Origin of the sequence: Actinomyces sp. HPA0247, from assembly GCA_000411415.1 — a bacterium.
GTDB lineage: Bacteria > Actinomycetota > Actinomycetes > Actinomycetales > Actinomycetaceae > Pauljensenia.
This window is the reverse complement of sequence record KE150450.1, coordinates 1201461-1221519: the sequence shown is the minus strand read 5'-3', so window position 1 is coordinate 1221519 and position 20059 is coordinate 1201461. Positions and strand designations below refer to the sequence as shown.

Sequence of the window (20059 nt, the reverse complement as noted above, 5' to 3'; positions counted from 1 at the left end):
ACGAGGTGGCCCCATGGTCGCATATGATCGGACAGTCTGACAGTAGGAGAAAAATATGTCCCCTCTCGCGTCTCGTCGCACCCTCGCGGCGGCCTCGTCCCTGGTGCTGGCAGCCATCGGCCTGACCGGCTGTATCAGCCTGCCTGGCGGAGGTGGAGGATCCAGTTCCTCGGACATCAGCAAGATGAAGAACATCCCCGAAGGCATCAAGCAGGACCTCATCAGCCAGCTCAACTCCGCCTCCGGCTCCGAAAAGAAGGAAATCCTCGAGAAGGCCACCGCCCTGAACAACGTGGTCGGCACGCAGCTGATCGCAGTCGATCCGAGCATCGCGAGCGGTCAAAAATACAAGCTGGATCCCAAGGGCATGGTCACCGTCGACAAGAACGAGGACGTGTACCTCGTGATGTCCGGTGCTGACTACTGGCGTCTCGGTCAGGACAGCTACGACCTGTGCGTCGACCAGGACTGCCAGTACTACTCCTCGTGGACCATCGACACCGAAGGCAACGGCTCAAACCTCGTCTACGTGTGGACCCTCAAGATCGACAACCCCGAAGTCACCGACCAACCCCTCGTCCGCCGCTTCAGAGTCGGCAAGTAAGCAACCGGCGCATCGCCGCACACTCCCATTCCGCATCGACCCATTAGGAGCTAACAATGTCCGGATACTCCGGAGTTCAATACGATGACGACCAGCAGCAAGCAGCTGCCCCGAAGGTTAATGAAACCTGGGATGCCGTCACTGAGTCCCGTAACGGCGCGACCTCACTGGGCAGCGCCCAGGAGTCTTCCTTCTGGGGACAGGAGACCGGTCCCGTCGCTATGCGCACCCGAGCGACCGACATGTTCAACACGATCTCGGAACTCCTCGCCGCAGAGACGAGGCTCCTCCAGGAATTCGAGGCCTACATGCACCAGGCCATGAAGGAATTCACGGGCACGGAATACACCAACGAGACCCAGTTCAAGCAGCTGGCGGCGGACAAAGTAAACGAGTTCCTGAAGAATAACCACACGGTGGGAGTCATGACGACCATGTTCGCCCGTCTCGGCGTGAACATGACGGCGGCGGATCTTGCCTCTGGCCTCATCGGTAAGAGCGCTGCCGCAGGCGCGGGTACCGCTGTAGCTGCAGGTGCTACAGCAACGCAGGCGACGCCGCAGCAGACTACGTCGGCACCGGTTCAGAATGATCAGCCTGACGTTTAAATTAACTTTTGGGATTTGAAAGGATATTTATCATGGTTTCATCTCCGATGTACGAGCGCCTGAAGGCATTCATGACGGCTGCTCGCGCCAACCAGAATCTGGACGCGTGGGACACGGACCACAGCAAGGTGCTCAAGGGCTTCGATAAGTCCATTGAACAGCTGACCGCCTACCGTGAGAACCATGGCTTCACGGGTGCAACGGGCGACGCGATGAACAATTGGGTGGACGCGTCGATTAAGCGTATTGAGTGGTACCGCGACAACTATAGGCGCGGCTACGAGAGTTACACGGCCGGCCGTGAGGTTATGGCCCAAGCCCTCGCCGAAGCCGAAACTGTCTCTCCGGACCTGTTGGATGCGAAGACCGCTGCGATGCGTGACGATTGGGTCGTCGAGATTCCGGAAAATTCCTCCGTCTCCGGCCTCAAAGTGCCCATCATCAATAAGAAGTACACGACCGGAGCCGCCTACGTCGAGGCAGTTGAGGCGGAGAACAACGCTCAGCGTGAAGCTTCTGCCGCACGCATCCTGGCCGAGATGAATGTAGGAACTGCCGTAATGAGTATGGGAATGCACATCGGGGCCAACCTCCCGTCTCAGATAACACCCCCTAACTTGCAGTTCGTGTACGACCAAGATAACAACGGAGGTTCCAACGGCGGCGGCACGGGTAATACCGGTGGTGGTGGCCATGGCTATGGTGGCGGTGGTTATTCGCCGGAGAATGGTTTTGGTCGCGAGGGTGGTCGTAATGGTGAGGGTTATCCGGGTGGCTTTGATCAGCCGTGGTGGAGCGAGGCTGACGCGGCTGCGGCTCGTAACCGCGTGATCGCCTCGGGCGCCGTCCCCACCAAGGAGCTCCCGTACGGCGAGCTGGGTTCGCGCACGAACCCGATCACGGATCCGCAGGACCTCATGGACACCGACCTGCTGCACACGCGCGTCAACGGTACGACGTATCGCAACGGCGTCGTAGGTGGACACACCCCCGCACCCGCTGCGGACTCCGGTCACCCGCTGTGGCGCCTCAACGGCGGCGCAGCCTCCGCCGACGCAACAACCGCCGGTCGCCTGGGTGGGGCTGGTGTGCTGGGCGCTGGCGCGCTGGGTATGCGCGGCGCGGCTCGCATGGGCTCGGGCTTTGGCGGCCTGGGCGGTGCGGCTCGCATGGGTTCGGGCTTTGGCGGCGCGTCTGGTTCTGCTGGTGGCCTGGGTGCGGCCGGTCTGCGTGGTATTACCGGCACGACGGGCTCTGCGGGCGCCATGGGAGCCTCGAACCTGCGCGTGGGGTCCTACTCGGGTTCGGGTTTTGGTTCCTACACTCCCCCCGCCTCCATGGCGGGCGCTAATGGTGCGGCCGGCGCGGGCACCTCTGGCGTAACCGGCACGACCGGTGCAGGCGGTAGTGGCGCGGCTGGCGCTGCGGGTGCTGCCGGTCGTGGCGGTGCTGGTGCTGGTGGCGGCTTCATGGGCGGCGCTGGCGCGGGCGCTGGTATGGGCAAGGATGATAAGAAGGGCCGCAAGCGTAAGTATGTGGCTTTCACGGTGGATGATGATGAGGATGATCTGCCCGCCGGTTACGTCAACCCCATGTCGCAAACCTACGGGACGGACCGCACGATCACTCCCGTCAAGCGCGAGGACGACGGATGGGACCTACGCCAGTGGTAACCACTCACAAGCCTGCGCCCCGCCACCCCCGCATGTTCGCGGGCATGGCGGGGCGCGCCGCGCGCGCCCTCACCACCGCCACAAGCGCCCTCGCCCTGGCCGTCGGCGCGCTTGCCCTGGCACCGGCGTCAGCTCACGCGGATGACGCCGTGCCTTCACAGGAATACTTCTCCTACTACCACCTCGACGCAGCACGCCAAAAGGGTTACACAGGAAAAGGCGTCACGATTGCGCTCATTGACGGCACCGTTAACACTAGCGACCCCGCCCTCAGCGGAGCGAAAATTACCGACAAGAGCCGCTGCACTATCGAAGACGGACCAAAGGCTTTACGTCATGGTACGGACATGGCGATCATCTTGGTCTCTCCCTACACGGGCGTTGCACCCGACGCGACCCTGTACAGTTACCAAACAAGAAGTAGCGACACCCAGTCGACCGGTACATGCGACACCGGCGGCGAGGCTCTGGATTCAATGGGGAAACTCATCAATCAGGCCGTCGAGGACGGGGCCCAGATCATCACCGTGTCAATGGCCGTTCCAGACACATCTGATGAGCTCAAGTGGGCCGTCGCCAATGCCATTTCACACGGGGTTATCATCATCAACTCCGCTGGTAACAGCGCGCGCGACGAAAACAGCACCCAGCTCGCCCGCTGGTCCGGTGTCATCGGTGTCTCCGCTATCAACAGCGATGGCACCTTCGCGTCCTACTCATCCTGGGGAAATGGCGTCGTCACCGCGGCTTTCGGCGGCCCCTTCAATACAATTAATCCCGACACGGGAGCTTCGGCTACAGCCCATGGCACGTCCATTTCTGCACCGCTCGTTGCCGGTATGCTGGCGCTCGCTCGCCAGAAGTGGCCCGACGCCACCCCCAACCAGATCCTCCAACTCCTGGTCCACACGGGTCTGAACCCGAACCATGACTGGAACCAACAAACAGGATATGGCGCGGCCGCCCTAGGATCTCTCGTAAATGAGGATCCCTCGCAATACCCGGATGAGAATCCCATCATCGACAAGCCGGGCGGCTCCTCCCCCACGGCCAAAGAAATCCAGGACTTCACGGACGGGACCATCAAGCCCAACCTCGCCATGAATGTCCTCCCCAGCTCCTACGTGTACCGGGGCACCAACGACGAAATCGCCATCGTCCCCACCGAAGGACTAACCATCCACCTCGGAACCAGCCCCGCATACCACCGAAAGTAACCCCATGACACGCACGCCAGCCACGCCCCGCCACCCCCGCATGTTCGCGGGCGTGGCGGGGCGCGCCGCGCGCGCCCTGACCACAGCCGCAAGCGCCCTCGCCCTGGCCGTCGGCGCGCTTGCCCTGGCACCGGCCCCAGCGCACGCAGCTGACCCGATTACTACCCAGGGATACTTCTCCTACTATCACCTTGACGCTGCACGCCAAAAGGGATACACGGGCAAGGGCGTGACCATCGCACTGATTGATGGCCCCGTCGACACCAACGTTGCCGAGCTCACGGGCGCCAACATCACCGACAAGAGCCGCTGCACTATCGAGGCGTCGCCAGCGGGAGTACGACACGGCACCGACATGGCAACAATCCTCGTGTCTCCCTACACCGGTGTTGCCCCCGACGCGACGCTACTCACCTATCAGCTATCCAACGCAAGCTCGCGCTCAGCGGGCAGCTGTGCCCTCGGCGGTGAGAAGCAAGACACGTTCGGTAAACTCATCAACCAGGCTATCGAGGATGGCGCCCAGATCATCTCCGTTTCCCAGGGGGCGTCGGATCAGTCTGACGAAGTAAAGTGGGCCATTGCCAATGCCGTCTCACGCGGAGTCATCATCGTTGCTTCCGCTGGCAACAATAGCAGCGACGACAATAGCACCCACTTGAGTCGCTGGTCTGGAGTCGTGGGCGTCTCCGCTATCACCTCTGATGGCACATTCGCACCCTATTCATCATGGGGTAATGGCGTGGTGACTGCCGCCATCGGAGGACCTTTCAGAACCGTAGACGCGGATACTGGTGCCCCCGCAGAATCTGATGGCACCTCAAACTCCACCGCTCTCGTTGCCGGCATGCTGGCGCTCGCTCGCCAGAAGTGGCCCGACGCCACCCCCAACCAGATCCTCCAACTCCTGGTCCACACGGGTCTGAACCCAAACCACGACTGGAACCAACAAACAGGCTATGGTCCCATCGATGGTGGCGCACTGGTCAACACGGACCCCTCGCAATACCCCGACGAGAACCCCATCATCGACAAGCCGGGTGGCTCCTCCCCCACGGCCAAAGAAATCCAGGACTTCACAGATGGGACTATCACGCCCAACCTCGCCAGGAATGTCCTCCCCACCTCCTACGTATACCGGGGCACCAACGACGAAATCGCCATCGTCCCCACCGAAGGACTAACCATCCACCTCGGAACCAGCCCCGCATACCACCGAAAGTAACCCCATGACACGCACGCCAGCCACGCCCCGCCACCCCCGCATGTTCGCGGGCGTGGCGGGGCGCGCCGCGCGCGCCCTGACCACAGCCGCAAGCGCCCTCGCCCTGGCCGTCGGCGCGCTTGCCCTGGCACCGGCCCCAGCGCACGCAGCTGACCCGATTACTACCCAGGGATACTTCTCCTACTATCACCTTGACGCTGCACGCCAAAAGGGATACACGGGCAAGGGCGTGACCATCGCACTGATTGATGGCCCCGTCGACACCAACGTTGCCGAGCTCACGGGCGCCAACATCACCGACAAGAGCCGCTGCACTATCGAGGCGTCGCCAGCGGGAGTACGACACGGCACCGACATGGCAACAATCCTCGTGTCTCCCTACACCGGTGTTGCCCCCGACGCGACGCTACTCACCTATCAGCTATCCAACGCAAGCTCGCGCTCAGCGGGCAGCTGTGCCCTCGGCGGTGAGAAGCAAGACACGTTCGGTAAACTCATCAACCAGGCTATCGAGGATGGCGCCCAGATCATCTCCGTTTCCCAGGGGGCGTCGGATCAGTCTGACGAAGTAAAGTGGGCCATTGCCAATGCCGTCTCACGCGGAGTCATCATCGTTGCTTCCGCTGGCAACAATAGCAGCGACGACAATAGCACCCACTTGAGTCGCTGGTCTGGAGTCGTGGGCGTCTCCGCTATCACCTCTGATGGCACATTCGCACCCTATTCATCATGGGGTAATGGCGTGGTGACTGCCGCCATCGGAGGACCTTTCAGAACCGTAGACGCGGATACTGGTGCCCCCGCAGAATCTGATGGCACCTCAAACTCCACCGCTCTCGTTGCCGGCATGCTGGCGCTCGCTCGCCAGAAGTGGCCCGACGCCACCCCCAACCAGATCCTCCAACTCCTGGTCCACACGGGTCTGAACCCAAACCACGACTGGAACCAACAAACAGGCTATGGTCCCATCGATGGTGGCGCACTGGTCAACACGGACCCCTCGCAATACCCCGACGAGAACCCCATCATCGACAAGCCGGGTGGCTCCTCCCCCACGGCCAAAGAAATCCAGGACTTCACAGATGGGACTATCACGCCCAACCTCGCCAGGAATGTCCTCCCCACCTCCTACGTATACCGGGGCACCAACGACGAAATCGCCATCGTCCCCACCGAAGGACTAACCATCCACCTCGGAACCAGCCCCGCATACCACCGAAAGTAACCCCATGACACACACGCCAGCCACGCCCCGTTCTCCTCTCGCTTTCGCGGGGAGAACGGGGCGCGCCGCATGTGGAAGCATGGACGCGACATACCCCTTCACTTTTAACTCCATGCAGTAATTTCGCCTCCCCGCGAAGTAGAACCGACCCTCCGGCAAAAACCCATCACACAAGGCACAGGCAATTCCACTATCACAGCTCAAACGCTGTCCATGCGCGTCAACGGTACGACTCCAACGGAAGGCAAAGCAGACGCCCCTACTAACCTGATCATTTGTTGACACGGAGGTCTGCGAAACGCATATGATGGGACGGTCTGACAGTAGGAGAAAAATATGTCCCCTCTCGCGTCTCGTCGCACCCTCGCGGCGGCCTCGTCCCTGGTGCTGGCAGCCATCGGCCTGACCGGCTGTATCAGCCTGCCCGGCGGGGGTGGAGGATCCAGTTCCTCGGACATCAGCAAGATGAAGAACATCCCCGAAGGCATCAAGCAGGACCTCATCAGCCAGCTCAACTCCGCCTCCGGCTCCGAAAAGAAGGAAATCCTCGAGAAGGCCACCGCCCTGAACAACGTGGTCGGCACGCAGCTGATCGGCGAGAGCGATGGGATCTTCGAGCAGAAGTTCAAACTGGACGAAAACGGCACCATTTCGGTTGATAAGAACTCCACCGTCTACAGACTCATGTCTGCAACGGACTACTGGCGTCTCGGCCAAGATACCTACGACCTGTGTGTCGAGCAGGACTGCCAGTACTACTCCTCGTGGACCATCGACGTTGAAGGCAGCGGCTCCGACCTCGTCTACGTATGGACCATGAAGATCGACGGTCCCGACCAACCCGACCAGCCTCTAGTCCGCCGCTTCAAGGTCGGCAAGTAAGCAACCGGCGCAAGCCAGCGCCTCGCAACAACCCATCAACGCAAGGAGAACACCGTGGCAGATTTGGCATATCACCAAAAGGCCCAGGAAGAGGCAATACCGCATGCGGAGGACGGACAAGCCGCCGTCAAGACTTCTTCTGAAAACGCGGACAAGCTCAGCGCCGCTCAGGACTTCACCGCGTGGGGAAGTGAACGGGGTCCCGCAGCGATGCGTCAGACTACAGCTGGCCTATTCAGCGATATCTCAAAGATTCTCAAGGAAGAAAACGCTCTCATCTCAACTTTCATCACGGAAACCAAACAAGTGATGGAAGCAGTCAAGGATGCCGAGTGGGATGCAGAATACTCATTCCGTCAGGTCAAGCATGCCCTTCACACGGTCTCCGACTCGGAAGCTTCCCACAATCTCAAGAAGGCACTCGAAGACGGCGGCTATGCTGTCACTGAGAAAGACGTGAAACCAGCTTCCAATTCGACCGCTACTCAGGGAGCTACAGGTGCTCCTTCCGACACCGGCGCTGCGACTGAATACGACGACTAAGAGAAAAAGAGGCTTTGATCATGGTGTCTTCGCCGTACTATCACAAGCTCAAGACCTTTTTGTACCACGCAAAGGCAAACGGTGACCTCGAGCGCTGGGAGACTGAGCATCAAAATACTATCCAGGGTTTTGACGACGCCGTTAAGCGACTTCAAGAGTATCGGAAGAGCCACGGCTTTACGGGTAAAGCTGCGGAAGCGATGGACAAGTGGGTCGACACATCGATCGATCGAATCAACAGCTACCGTCAGCAATACGAATCCGGCCATACCGTGTACACGGCAGCTCGCGATGCAATGGCCAACGCCTATTCAGAAGGTCAAAGCATAAGCGATAGCCTTCTTGACGCTGAGACCGCAGCAATGCGCAACGACAAGTATGTCTTCGTTCCATCCTCCAAGCCCGGTGGGGGTGTTGCACTCGGCCCCTTGCGTATTACGACAGGAGAAGCATACGTAGCGGGTGTCGAAGCTCAGGCGAATGCCCAGCGTGAAGATTCCTGCCGACGAATCCTCGACACGATTAACAATCGGACCACTGACTTATCGGGCGCTATGTCAGACGTACGCAAGGGGAAGCACGTCGACATCGCCACAGTAACAGCGGATCCCGATCAAGGCAATCATGGCGGCGGCAGCACCGGTAATACCGGGGGTGGTGGCGGCCACGGCTATGGTGGCGGTGGGGGTTATTCGCCGGAGAACGGTTTTGGCCGTCAGGGTGGTCGTAATGGTGAGGGTTATCCGGGTGGCTTTGATAAGCCGTGGTGGAGCGAGGCCGACGCGGCTGCGGCTCGTAACCGCGTGATCGCCTCGGGTGCCGTCCCCCGGCAGGAGTTGCCCTACGGTGAGTTGGGATCGCGCACGAACCCGATCACGGATCCGCAGGACCTCATGGACACCGACCTGCTGCACACGCGGGTTAACGGTACAACGTATCGCAACGGCGTCGTAGGCGGACATACCCCTGCACCTCCGGCGGACGCGCAGCATCCGCTGTGGCGCCTCAACGGCGGCGCAGCCTCTGAAGCGGCGGCTGCTGGTCGTCTGGGTGGGGCTGGCGTGTTGGGCGCGGGCGCGCTGGGTATGCGCGGCGCGGCTCGCATGGGCTCGGGCTTTGGCGGCCTGGGCGGTGCGGCTCGCATGGGTTCGGGCTTTGGCGGAGCGTCTGGTTCTGCTGGTGGCCTGGGTGCGGCCGGTCTGCGTGGTATTACCGGCACGACGGGCTCTGCGGGCGCCATGGGAGCCTCGAACCTGCGCGTGGGGTCCTACTCGGGTTCGGGTTTTGGTTCCTACACTCCCCCCGCCTCCATGGCGGGCGCTAATGGTGCGGCCGGTGCGGGCGCCTCTGGCGTGACCGGCACGACCGGCGCAGGCGGTAGTGGCGCGGCTGGCGCGGCTGGTGCTGCCGGTCGTGGTGGAGCTGGTGCTGGTGGCGGCTTCATGGGCGGCGCTGGCGCGGGTGCTGGCATGGGCAAGGATGATAAGAAGGGCCGCAAGCGTAAGTATGTGGCTTTCACGGTGGACGATGATGAGGATGATCTGCCCGCCGGTTATGTCAATCCCTTGTCTCAGACCTATGGGACGGACCGCACGATTGCTCCCGTCAAGCGGGAAGACGACGGATGGGACCTACGCCAGTGGTAACCACTCACAAGCCTGCGCGAGTCCTGACCACCGCTGCCTGTGCTCTTGCGTTGAGCGCGGGTGCGCTTGCCCTGGCACCGGCCCCCGCACACGCCGACGAGATCACCTCGCAGGAGTACGTCTCCTACTACCACCTTGATCAAGCGCGCGCGAAGGGGCACACCGGAAAAGGCGTCACCGTTGCCCTCATCGATGAACCCGTTAACCTCAGCGACCCTGAACTGGCTGGTGCCAACATCACCGACAAGAGCCGCTGCACGATCATCGCCAAGGGCGACAAGAAGGACCATGGCAATCAAATGGCTGCCCTTCTGGTCTCCCAGAAATACGGTGTCGCACCTGACGCAACGCTCTACACTTATCAGGCTGGCCAGCGTCCAGACGATACGTCCGGTTGCGAAACAGCTACAGGCTATCGAGCAAACCTCGATATCCTCATCAACCAAGCCATTGATGATGGCGCACAAATCATTTCAATCTCCGCAACCAGCGAAGATCGTTCACCAAGCCTCATGTGGGCAGTCGCCCGCGCCATGAATGAAGGTGTCATCATCCTCGCAGGCGCGGGAAACAGCGGAGCAGAGGACACCGAGAGCTTGGGCCGCTGGTCAGGCGTCGTGGGAGTGTCCGCAGTTAATGCAGATCGGTCCTTCGCTTCCTACTCCTCCTACGGCCCCGGTGTGACGACCGCGGCTTTCGGAGGCCCCATTAACGTACGTAACGTGGATACCGGCGCCATCACCACCACGCAGGGAACGTCCAACGCTACCGCAATCGCTGCTGGATTCATGGCTATGGCGCGGCAGAAATGGCCCAGTGCGAGCGCCAACCAGCTGCTCCAGCTTCTCGTGAAGAACAGTCTCAACCCCAACCACGACTGGAATCAGTACACCGGGTACGGGGCAATTGATGGTGCTTCCTTGATGAGAACAGATCCCTCACAGTATCCCGATGAGAATCCACTGGCCGACAAAGGTACAGACAGTCATCCCACACCCGAGGAGCGATTGGACCTTGCAAACGAAGTTATCAGCCCTCTCGGTGTCAACATGGCTGATTCGTACGTCTACCGGGGCTTCGACGAGTCAATCGCATATTCCTCCGTTCTATCCAACGTACCGCACATCGGGACCAGCCCCCGTTACCACCAGAAGTGACCCCATGACACGCACGCCAGCCACGCCCCGCCACCCCCGCATGTTTGCGGGCGTGGCGGGGCGCGCCGCGCGCGCCCTCACCACAGCCGCAAGCGCCCTCGCACTATGCGTGGGTGCACTGGTGGTGGCACCGGCCCCCGCACATGCCGATGACACAATTACGACGCAGGATTATTTCTCGTATTACAAGCTTGATCAGGCGCGTGCCAAGGGCTATACGGGTAAGGGTGTGACCATCGCGATGATCGATGGGCCAGTAGACACCAGTGCACCCGAACTGGCTGGTGCCAACATCACCGACAAGAGCCGCTGCACGGTGAATAGCGACAATGAATCGAAGACACACGGGACAGCAATCGCCTCCCTGCTGGTTTCCAAGAATTATGGGTTCCTGCCCGACGCGACGTTGTACTCCTACCAAACCAGTTTCAGAGATCAGGAGCCCTCTGCGGACTGCAACCCTGAGACTGGCACTGCACTTGATGAGTTGGGGGCGCTGATCAACTTTGCGATCAACGACGGAGCACAGATCATCACGATCTCCATCGCAGCGGGACAGATCGATGCTCAGTTCGAAGCTCCTCTGAACGCCGCATTAAGCCGTGCCATCAACCAAGGCATTATCGTTGTGACCGGCATGGGCAATACGTCGACTGATAACGATGGCGGGAGCTATGCCAGCCGCAACGGTACGGTGGGTGTCTCCGCCATTAATCTGGATGGGTCATTCGCATCAGACTATTCCTCCTACGGCGACAGCGTCACCGCTGCTGCATTCGGAGGTCCTATCAAAGTCCGTGACTATGATAAGGGACAGATCAGCGATGCAAGCGGCACCTCTATTGCAACTCCCATCGTCGCAGCATCTCTTGCGTTGGCACGTCAAAAGTGGCCTGACGCAACATCGAATCAGCTCCTGCAGCTGCTTATACACACCGGTTCAAACTCCCAGCATGCGTGGAACAACCGCACGTGCTATGGAGCCGTCAACCCCGGTGCGCTCATCAATACGGATCCCTCTCAGTATCCTGATGAGAATCCCGTGAGCCAAAAGCTCGACGACGCATACCCCACCGCTGAGATGATCCGCGACTACGGGGACGGGCGTGCTGACGCTCCGCTGGGCACGTTTGACGATACATACGTGTACCGAGGAACGGACGACATCTACATCCACGCGGAATTCCTGACCCAGACACCGCACCTGGGCACAAGCCCCGCATACCACCGAAAGTAACCCCATGACACGCACGCCAGCCGCACCCCGTTCTCCTCTCGCTTGCGTGGGGAGAGCGGGGCGCGCCGCGCGCGCCCTGACCACAGCCGCTAGCGCCCTCGCCCTGGCCGTCGGCGCCCTTGCCCTCGCGCCAACCCCCGCGCATGCCGACGAGATCACCTCGCAGGAATACGTCTCCTACTACTATCTTGACTCCGCGCACACGAAAGGCTACACGGGTAAGGGCGTGACCATCGCCCTCATTGATGGCCCCGTCGAGCTCAGCGACCCTGAACTGGCTGGCGCCAACATCACCGACAAGAGCCGCTGCACAATCAAGTCGTCCGAGGCAGGCAAGTACCATGCGAACCACATGGCTGCCCTCATCGTCTCGCAAAAGTATGGAGTCGCTCCGGACGCCACCTTGTACACCTACCAGACGTCCTCCAACGATGACGACCTGGGCACATGCGCTGATGGCGGTAAAATTCAGGATTCTTTCGCGATCCTCATTAACCAGGCCATTGATGACGGCGCGCAAATCATCTCGATCTCCCAGAGCTCCAATGACCACAGCGACGAACTGAAGTGGGCGATCGCCCGCGCCATGAGCGAAGGCGTCATCATCATGGCCTCCACTGGCAACACGGGGCAAGATGAAAACGACTCGCACCTGAGCTGGTGGTCGGGTGTCGTGGGCGTCGCCGCAATAAACAACGAAGGCGGCTACGCCTCCGACTACTCCTCGTGGGGCCGAGGCGTCACAGTCACAGCAGTGGGCGGCCCGGTCAACGTTCGCGCATTTGACACCGGCAAGGTCGACACGACCAAGGGCACCTCTGTCTCGACGGCAATCGCATCCGGATTGATGGCATTGGCACGCCAGAAGTGGCCTGACGCCACCGCCAACCAGCTGCTCCAGCTTATGGTCAAGACGGCTCTGAACCCCGATAAGCAGTGGAACGATAAGACCGGTTACGGGGCGATCAGCCTCGGCGATCTGATGAACACCGATCCCTCGCAGTACCCCAACGAGAACCCCATCGCACAAAAGCAGGGAGGGTCCTCACCCACCGTTGAGGAAGTACAACAGTACGGCGACGGCCTCGTCGACCCCAGCACCAACCGCATGGGCGATGCCTACACGTACCGTGGCACGGATGAGGGCCCCATCTCAAACCCCCTCATCAAATCACCGGTACACCTGGGCACCAGCCCCGCATACCACCGGAAGTAGCCACACCCCCACGCCCGAGCCCCGGCCTCGTTCAGCCTGATGCGCGAGCGCCCGGAATCGGACACACGAGAGCCCCTGCACCCACGCGACCGTGAACTGCCTCCCGTTTCTTGGACATCGAAATTGAAGTCCAGGGAATGGGAGGCTTTTCGTGTCTGTGAATCTGGGGTTGAGGCATGATCGTTTGCTTCGGGAGCAGGCGGTGGAGATGTTTGAGAGGGGATTTGGCTATCGTTTGACCGCCGGGAGGCTTGGTGTGTCTGCTGAGACTGTGAGAGAGTGGCAGAAGATGTACCGCGTGATCGGGAGGGGCGGGCTTCTTGCCATGGGAGTAAAGCGGGCCAAATACGACTATGAGACCAAGGTCGCTGCGGCGAGGGCCGTGGTTGACGGTGGGATGAGTAAGCCTGAGGCGATGGTGCGTTTCGGTATTGCGAGCGCGACATCGTTGAAGAAGTGGTGCAGGCTGTACCGCGAGGGCGGCGCGCAGGCGCTCAAGCCCAAGCCCAAGGGCAGGCCAAAGGGGGCGGTGCCACCAACGCGTGAGGAGGAACTCGAAGAGCGCGTGCGCAAGCTCGAGGCGCAGGTGGCGTACCTAAAAAAATCGATTGCCCTGAAGGCGCAGAGGCGCTCCCAAACCGGGACAAAGCCCTAGTGGTCGCTGAGCTTTCAGGGCGCGGACATGCGGTGTGTGATCTCCTCGAGGCCGCCGGTCTTGCCAGGTCGAGCTACTACTACGCGCTGGCTCACCCCCAGCAGCCAACCAGGGTGTATCTGCGGCCCAAGGTTGCCCAGATTTTTTCACGAACCCCCAACGGGTGCGGTCACAGGCAGGTAGCCATGTGCCTGCGCGCTGAGGAAGGGGAGCGCATCGCCGATAAGACGGTCTTGAAGATGATGCGTGAGATGGGGCTGCGCTGCGGCATACGCCGCGAAACGAAGTACCACAGGTACAACTCCTACAAGGGGGACGTGGGGCAAAGTTTCGACAACATCATCGGCCGCGACTTTAAGGCCGATGGGCCCTGGCAGAAACTCGGTACCGACGTCACCGAGTTCAAGCTTTCCTTCGGTAAGGCCTACCTCGCTCCGGTCTACGACTTTGCCAGCAAAGAGATCGTGGCCCACTCCATATCGATGTGTCCCAACCTCGCCCAACAAAAAGAGATGCTCCAGATGCTCATGGACGCCAAGCCCGCAGGGGCCGAGCCGATCTTGCACTCGGACATGGGATGGCAATACCAGCACAAGGCCTACATCAGTGCGCTCGCCGATAACGGTTTCATCCAGAGCATGTCACGCAAAGGCAACTGCATCGACAATGGCGCCACCGAGCAGGTCTTCGGGCACCTCAAGGACGAGTTCTTTCGCGGCCAGGACTGGCAGACCTTCGAGAGCTTCAAAGCCGACCTCGAGGCTTACATCACGCACTGGAACACAACAAGACGCCAAGTAAAGCTCAAGGGCCTGACCCCGGCAGAATACCGGGATCAGGCCCTACAGGAAGCCGCATAACGGCTACCATTAAACGCGTCCAAGTTTCGGGGCGCAGTTCACCGTGGGCTGCAGGGGCTCGCCGTCTGCAGGCTACTTTTTCTTGCCGTTCGTCCTCTTGTGATAGCGCGGGCTCGTCCCCAGGTTCACGGGAGAATCATGCTGGTCGCTGAACGCCAAGCGCTCGTCCACTCCCCGGTAGGAGTACGAGTGATCGTTGTGGAGCTTCCTCGGGTCCACGACGCCATCGGCGTAGTCGGCGACGTCCCGGCGGCTCGGAACCGAGTCCTCCCCCTTGTCCATGAAGGGGTTCTCATCCGGGAAGTCCTTCGGATTCGTCGTCAGTAGCGCGTACGTATCCAGCGCCCCGAAACCCGTGTACGGGTTCCACTGCCCGCCATTACCGCCCACGCCCGTGCGCGCCAAGCCCTGCATGATCTGATTGCCCGTCGCACGCGGCCACCGCTCCATCGACAACGCCAGAGCGCCCGCGACGACCGGGGTCGCAAACGAGGTCCCCCACCACTCGCCGCGCTGCAATGACACACCGGAGCGAGCAATCGGACGCCCCAGGGCAGCAGTCGAAATCGGATCCCCCCAATTCGTGTAATCGGAGGCGTGCCCGTTCGTCTCGATCGCGGCCACGCCCACGACGCCGCTCCACGCAGGCAGCCACTCCGTCGAATTCTGAACCGAGTCGTTCCCCGCGCAGGCCACGACCGGGACCTGCTGCGTGATCGCGCGGGCGAGAGCCCACCGCATGTCCTCGGTGTACCCCGGGTAACTCGACGAGGTCGTGATCACGTCGACACCATCGTTGAGCGCCGTCTCGATGAGGAGCGACAGGTCAGAATACCCGCGGTCCCAGCTCCCCAGCGCGCAATCCGACCCGGTCGTATCGCCCATGAAGGACAACGTATACGCTTTCAATCGCGCACCGGGAGCCATGCCGAACTGCGGAGACACCAGGATCTGTGCGATCACCGTCCCATGGTCCCAATACTTATCCTGCGATCCCACCGAACACGGGGCGTAGGACTCAATGTTCGCCCCCTGGAGCTCCGGAATCCCCGAGTTCACGGGTCCGTCGATCAGCGCGATCGTGACGCCATCGCCCGTGTACCCCGCCGATCGGATCGACGCCAGGTTGTAGTGGGAGTAGAAGGGCTGGTCCCCGGCGGTAATCGTTGTATCCGCCGAGGCCGGGGCCGCGGGAAGCACCAACGCTCCCACCGCGAGCGCCGCCGCTACTCCTGCGCCTGCGCAACGACGCCACAAGCGTGCCCTCGTGTGTCCCAACTCGGTCTCCTTTCGACTGTCTGTCCGCGTGCTACGGCATCGTCACGCACTGGGTGACGGGTGCAGACTCACGGCCGCTCGCCTCGGCGACGACGCTCACCGTCAGGCAGTTCTCGCCGCTTACGGCCGTCGTCGTCAGGGAGTTACGGCGCATGGTCTCAGCGACTACGGCCTCGCCCGGGCGTTCCAGCACGTACTTGAAGACGAACTGGTCGGCCTTGTTCTGCCCCTGCTGGGGAATGTCCCAGTTCCACAGGATCTCCGTGCCCTTCGGGGTCGCTCTGACCTCGGCGACGGGGGCGGGCGGGGCGCCACCGGCATCGTTCACGCTGCCGCCGTCCGGCGACTCGCTCGCCGTCGGCCCCGCAGTCGGATCGGAGGAGCCGCCCACGTGAATGCTGTGTCCGCCGCCGGTGAGCATCGCGACGACCAGTCCGGCCGTCGCCAGCACCATCACGATCGCGAGCACCGGGAGCACCCACGCGGGGCGCTTTGACTCACCCTCGACCAACCCGGTACGGTTCGTCGTCGAATTCCCAGCCCATGCCTCGTTCAACGAGGCGTGGGCGCCATCCGCGAAACTCCCGCGGCGGGTGCGCGTACGCTCCGCGTCCAGGGCGGCCGGGGAAGGGGACGACAGGGCCGAGGAGGGCGCGCTCGAGGAGGCGACCACGCTCAGCTTCATCTCCGTGACAGGTCGGTGCATCTCGCGCTCGATCGTCTGCAGCGCGTAACCGAGCGCCGCCGCCGACCCGAAACGCTGCTCAGGATCCAGGCTCATCGCGCGGCGGACAATCGCCGTCACCGCGTCGGGTACACCCGGACGGTCGATGCGCGACACGCGGCCGCGAGCCACGCGCTGGGCGACCGTCTTGGCAGAGTTATCCCCGTCGACGACCTCGAAGGGCGAACGGCCCATCAGCAGCGTCCACAGGGTCGCGCCCAACGCCCACACGTCCTGCGTCGGGTGAGCACGAGCCGTGCCCGCGATCTGCTCCGGCGGCGCCCACATGACCGAGAAGCCGTCGCGGCCCGCGCGCGGATCCGTCCCCACCGGCTCCGAAACACCAAAGTCCGTGAGCACCGGCGAGCCGTAGGCGTTGATCATGATGTTGCTGGGCTTAATGTCGCGATGGACGTAGCCCGCGCGGTGCAGCATCTCCGCGCCACCGCACATGCGGATGATCATGGACAGCGCCCGGTCCGTCGCCATCGGGTTCGCGCGGACCTGATCGAGGATGTTCGCAACGGGGCAATACTCCATCACCAGGTACGGGCGACCATCCGGCGTGCGGCCCGCCCCGTAGAGCTGGGCAACAGCCGGGTGACCCGACACGAGAGCCATCACGTCCGCCTCGCGGGCGATCCCGGCCTCGCCGTCCGCCCCGCGATCCCGACGGGCAACCTTCACGGCCACCTCTCGGCTGGGCAGCTCCTGGCGGCACAGGAACACGTCCGCGAAACCACCCGACCCCAGAGGCCGGATCCACTGGTATCCCGGCAGCACCGGGACCATCCCGACGCGAGCGTCGCTATCCATCAACGTTTCCCTTTCCTACGACCCATACGCCCCATCAACGAGCGACGCTTCGCCCCGGATGCGGCGGCCGCCTGGCGGCTCGCGCGTCGACGCCAGCGCAACGACTTCAGCGACAGGGCGTGGCGCACGCGCGCGAACACCGACACCGACGACGCCCACTCGCGGCGCAGCTCATCCACGTCCTCCCACGCCTGCTCGGCGTCCTGCGAACGCGCACCGGTGAGCGCGAAGTCCGCGACGTCCGCGCGGCGCGCGACCGTGACAACGCGAGGCACCGCGCCGGAGAACAGAGACCAGCCGGGCACACGCACGTCGGCCGCCGACCGTTTACCGGACTTGCGGGACTTGCGCGAGGGGGCCTCGCCACCCTCAGGAGTCTCGGGTGCCCACTGCGAGGCCAACGCCCACGCGACCTCCTGGCGCGTCAGGTGCGGCTCCACCACGAGGCCGGAGTCGATCGCCGTATCCACGAGCTCATCCCACGAGCCGCGCACAGCCTCCGCGGCGGCCGCCTTGCGGCGACTCTTACGTCGGCGAGACTTCGCCAGGAGCACCAACACAATCGGACCCAGCAGGATAAGCAGCGACAGGGACACCGTGCCGATCGCCATCCACGGGATGTGTAGGCCGTTCGGGTCGTGCGGGTCGGTCGCCTGGTCGCGGGTGGCCGGAGGCAACTCAACCGGCTGCTCCGGGGGCTCCGGCGGCTGCAAAACCTGCGGCTTGGGCACCGACTTCGGCTTATTCACCTGCGTCGTGGGCTGCTGGTCGCGCGGCGGCGTCGGGTCAAACGTCGCCCAACCGACACCGGGGAACTCGACCTCGACCCACGCGTGCATGTCTGCGCCCGTGAGGTCCACGTTGCCCGACGTCCCCTCGCGGTATGCACCCATGACGACGCGCGCGTTAATCCCCTGCGAGTGCAGCATGAGGGCCATCAGGGTCGCGTACTGCTCGTCGTCGCCCACCAGCATGTCCGCGCCGATCATGCGCTGAATACGATCCTGGGAGGAACCCGGACGCGAGTTAATCGTGTCGTCGTTCGAGTAGTAGCCGTCCGTGTGCAAGAAGTTCTCAATCGCACGGGCCTTCTCCAGGTCCGAACGCGCGGTTGTCGTGTGCTCCGCAGCCAGAGTATCGACGTCCTTGGGGACATTCGTGTCGCCCCCGGCGTAGCGGGTTGCCTCGACGCTCGCGTACTCGGAATCCGCATGCTCGCGCGGCATCGACAGGCTCATCGTGTAGCCCATCTCCCCCGCCGGGCCAGTCGTCAGCGCCGTCTCCGCCCACAGGTCGTAGTTCAGGCCCTTCTGCTGCGCCGCCGCATTCGGATCACCCTCATCGAAACGCAGGACGTGCACCTGGCCGATCGTGGGCACCCACGGACCCAGCAGCTGGGAGGTCGACACGTTCGTCTCAAGCTCAGCGTCGTCCGCGCTGCGGCCCGGAATCGTCGAGCCGACGCGGCGGTAGCCCGCCGTCCCATCCGTGTTGGCCACGCTCATGCCGAAGGTCGTCCCGTCGTACACATCCATCGCGCCCAGGCGCACGCGCGCCTCCTTGGGCAGATTGGACACATGGATCAGGGAGGAGTCCTCAAGGTCCTTGTTGTAGTGGCGGTAGCTCGACAGCGGCGAGGGGTACTCGCGCGCATCCACGGGCGGTTCCACGACGTCGCGGCCCACGATACGGTCCGAGGCCGTGGGACCCAGCAGGGATGCAGCGGGGATCGCCGCAGCGACCATTACGCCCACCATCAGCGCACCCATGCCCACGCGCCACCACACGTGCACGACCTGGCGCGAGGACCCGCCCATCGTCGTCGACGCCGAAGTCGTGGACGACGACATGCCGATCACGATATCCGTTCCCGAGCGGGCCCGGCCAATCGCCGAGGCCCACGACCACCAGGCGATGAGGGCCACCCACCAGACAATGACGAGCGCGAGGTTCGGGGTATGGCCCGTCGGCCCCCACACGATCGCGATGACGCCGCACAGGATGAGGGCCACCGAGCCCCACATCGGGCGCCCGTAACGCACCGTCACGACGCCCGCCGCGACCGAGCACACGAGGCACGCCATCCACGGCACCATCGCCGGCCCCACGTACGAGGCCGCGGGCGGGGTCAGCGTCAACAGATCCTTCCAGGCCTCGACCGCGCCGATGACGAGGGTCTGGAGGGTACGGGACGTGGGCACCACGCCCCACCGGGTCGTCTCGCGCAGGGCAGCGCCGCCGCCGAACAGGAAGTGAGCCGCGACGACGGAAGCCACAATCGACAGCAGGTCCCAGCGCCACTTCGACGCCGCCCACGACACGAGCAAGCCGACGAGGACGCCGACGCCCGCAGCGATCGCGCCCTGTCCCCCACCGAAGACGGACTCGAACATGACGACCGGGCCCACGAAAAGGACACCGAGGACCAGTAGCGACCACGCGGGCATCGCCGCGCGACGCATCGAAGCGCCCATCGTCGTCTCGGACGTATCC

General features: G+C 62.7%; 17 protein-coding genes. 14 read left to right on the top strand and 3 right to left on the bottom strand.

The window, feature by feature from the left end:
* Window positions 1–55: 55 nt before the first annotated feature.
* The 14 genes from HMPREF1478_RS04880 (at window position 56) to HMPREF1478_RS04815 (ending at window position 14748) form a co-directional block, all read left to right on the top strand.
* Window positions 56–604 carry a GA module-containing protein gene (locus tag HMPREF1478_RS04880; RefSeq protein ID WP_016460973.1) on the top strand — a complete coding sequence of 183 codons (549 nt, stop codon included), beginning with the start codon at window positions 56–58 and terminating at the stop codon, window positions 602–604.
* A gap of 56 nt (window positions 605–660) precedes the next feature.
* The gene (locus HMPREF1478_RS04875) at window positions 661–1212 is read left to right on the top strand and encodes a hypothetical protein (RefSeq protein WP_016460972.1); all 552 of its coding nucleotides are present in this window, start codon (window positions 661–663) and stop codon (window positions 1210–1212) included.
* A 32-nt stretch (window positions 1213–1244) separates the two neighbouring features.
* The gene (locus HMPREF1478_RS04870) at window positions 1245–2885 is read left to right on the top strand and encodes a hypothetical protein (RefSeq protein WP_016460971.1); all 1641 of its coding nucleotides are present in this window, start codon (window positions 1245–1247) and stop codon (window positions 2883–2885) included.
* Window positions 2864–4102 (top strand): S8 family peptidase, encoded by a 1239-nt coding sequence (locus tag HMPREF1478_RS04865; protein ID WP_016460970.1) that lies wholly within the window; start codon window positions 2864–2866, stop codon window positions 4100–4102. The genes HMPREF1478_RS04870 and HMPREF1478_RS04865 overlap by 22 nt, the downstream gene beginning before the upstream one ends.
* Window positions 4103–4106: 4 nt before the next feature.
* Window positions 4107–5327, top strand: a complete 1221-nt coding sequence (locus HMPREF1478_RS04860) for a S8 family peptidase (RefSeq protein WP_016460969.1) — start codon at window positions 4107–4109, stop codon at window positions 5325–5327.
* A gap of 4 nt (window positions 5328–5331) precedes the next feature.
* Window positions 5332–6552: a S8 family peptidase gene (locus tag HMPREF1478_RS04855; protein WP_016460969.1), complete on the top strand. Its 1221-nt coding sequence runs from the start codon at window positions 5332–5334 to the stop codon at window positions 6550–6552.
* Between the two features lie 336 nt (window positions 6553–6888).
* Window positions 6889–7434 (top strand): GA module-containing protein, encoded by a 546-nt coding sequence (locus tag HMPREF1478_RS04850; protein WP_016460968.1) that lies wholly within the window; start codon window positions 6889–6891, stop codon window positions 7432–7434.
* A 54-nt stretch (window positions 7435–7488) separates the two neighbouring features.
* On the top strand, window positions 7489–7977 hold the full coding sequence (locus HMPREF1478_RS04845; RefSeq protein ID WP_016460967.1) for a hypothetical protein: 489 nt from the start codon (window positions 7489–7491) through the stop codon (window positions 7975–7977).
* Between the two features lie 20 nt (window positions 7978–7997).
* On the top strand, window positions 7998–9623 hold the full coding sequence (locus HMPREF1478_RS04840) for a hypothetical protein (RefSeq protein WP_016460966.1): 1626 nt from the start codon (window positions 7998–8000) through the stop codon (window positions 9621–9623).
* A complete protein-coding gene (locus HMPREF1478_RS04835) occupies window positions 9602–10780 on the top strand; it encodes a S8 family peptidase (protein ID WP_016460965.1) in 1179 nt (392 codons plus the stop codon). The genes HMPREF1478_RS04840 and HMPREF1478_RS04835 overlap by 22 nt, the downstream gene beginning before the upstream one ends.
* Window positions 10781–10784: 4 nt before the next feature.
* On the top strand, window positions 10785–12017 hold the full coding sequence (locus tag HMPREF1478_RS04830; RefSeq protein WP_016460964.1) for a S8 family peptidase: 1233 nt from the start codon (window positions 10785–10787) through the stop codon (window positions 12015–12017).
* Window positions 12018–12021: 4 nt separating this feature from the next.
* On the top strand, window positions 12022–13233 hold the full coding sequence (locus tag HMPREF1478_RS04825; RefSeq protein WP_016460963.1) for a S8 family serine peptidase: 1212 nt from the start codon (window positions 12022–12024) through the stop codon (window positions 13231–13233).
* Between the two features lie 151 nt (window positions 13234–13384).
* On the top strand, window positions 13385–13888 hold the full coding sequence (locus HMPREF1478_RS04820) for a helix-turn-helix domain-containing protein (protein ID WP_016460599.1): 504 nt from the start codon (window positions 13385–13387) through the stop codon (window positions 13886–13888).
* Complete coding sequence (locus tag HMPREF1478_RS04815; RefSeq protein ID WP_034474865.1) at window positions 13888–14748, top strand: IS3 family transposase; 861 nt, start codon at window positions 13888–13890, stop codon at window positions 14746–14748. The genes HMPREF1478_RS04820 and HMPREF1478_RS04815 overlap by 1 nt, the downstream gene beginning before the upstream one ends.
* A 72-nt stretch (window positions 14749–14820) precedes the next feature.
* On the opposite strand, the gene HMPREF1478_RS04810 is transcribed toward HMPREF1478_RS04815, so the two are convergent.
* The 3 genes from HMPREF1478_RS04810 to HMPREF1478_RS04800 form a co-directional block, all read right to left on the bottom strand.
* Window positions 14821–15948: a S8 family peptidase gene (locus HMPREF1478_RS04810; protein WP_016460962.1), complete on the bottom strand. Its 1128-nt coding sequence runs from the start codon at window positions 15946–15948 to the stop codon at window positions 14821–14823.
* Window positions 15949–16057: 109 nt separating this feature from the next.
* Window positions 16058–17566 (bottom strand): serine/threonine-protein kinase, encoded by a 1509-nt coding sequence (locus HMPREF1478_RS04805; RefSeq protein ID WP_016460961.1) that lies wholly within the window; start codon window positions 17564–17566, stop codon window positions 16058–16060.
* The gene (locus HMPREF1478_RS04800) at window positions 17566–20040 is read right to left on the bottom strand and encodes a transglutaminase-like domain-containing protein (RefSeq protein ID WP_016460960.1); all 2475 of its coding nucleotides are present in this window, start codon (window positions 20038–20040) and stop codon (window positions 17566–17568) included. Before HMPREF1478_RS04800 ends, HMPREF1478_RS04805 begins: the two co-directional genes overlap by 1 nt.
* Window positions 20041–20059: the final 19 nt, after the last annotated feature.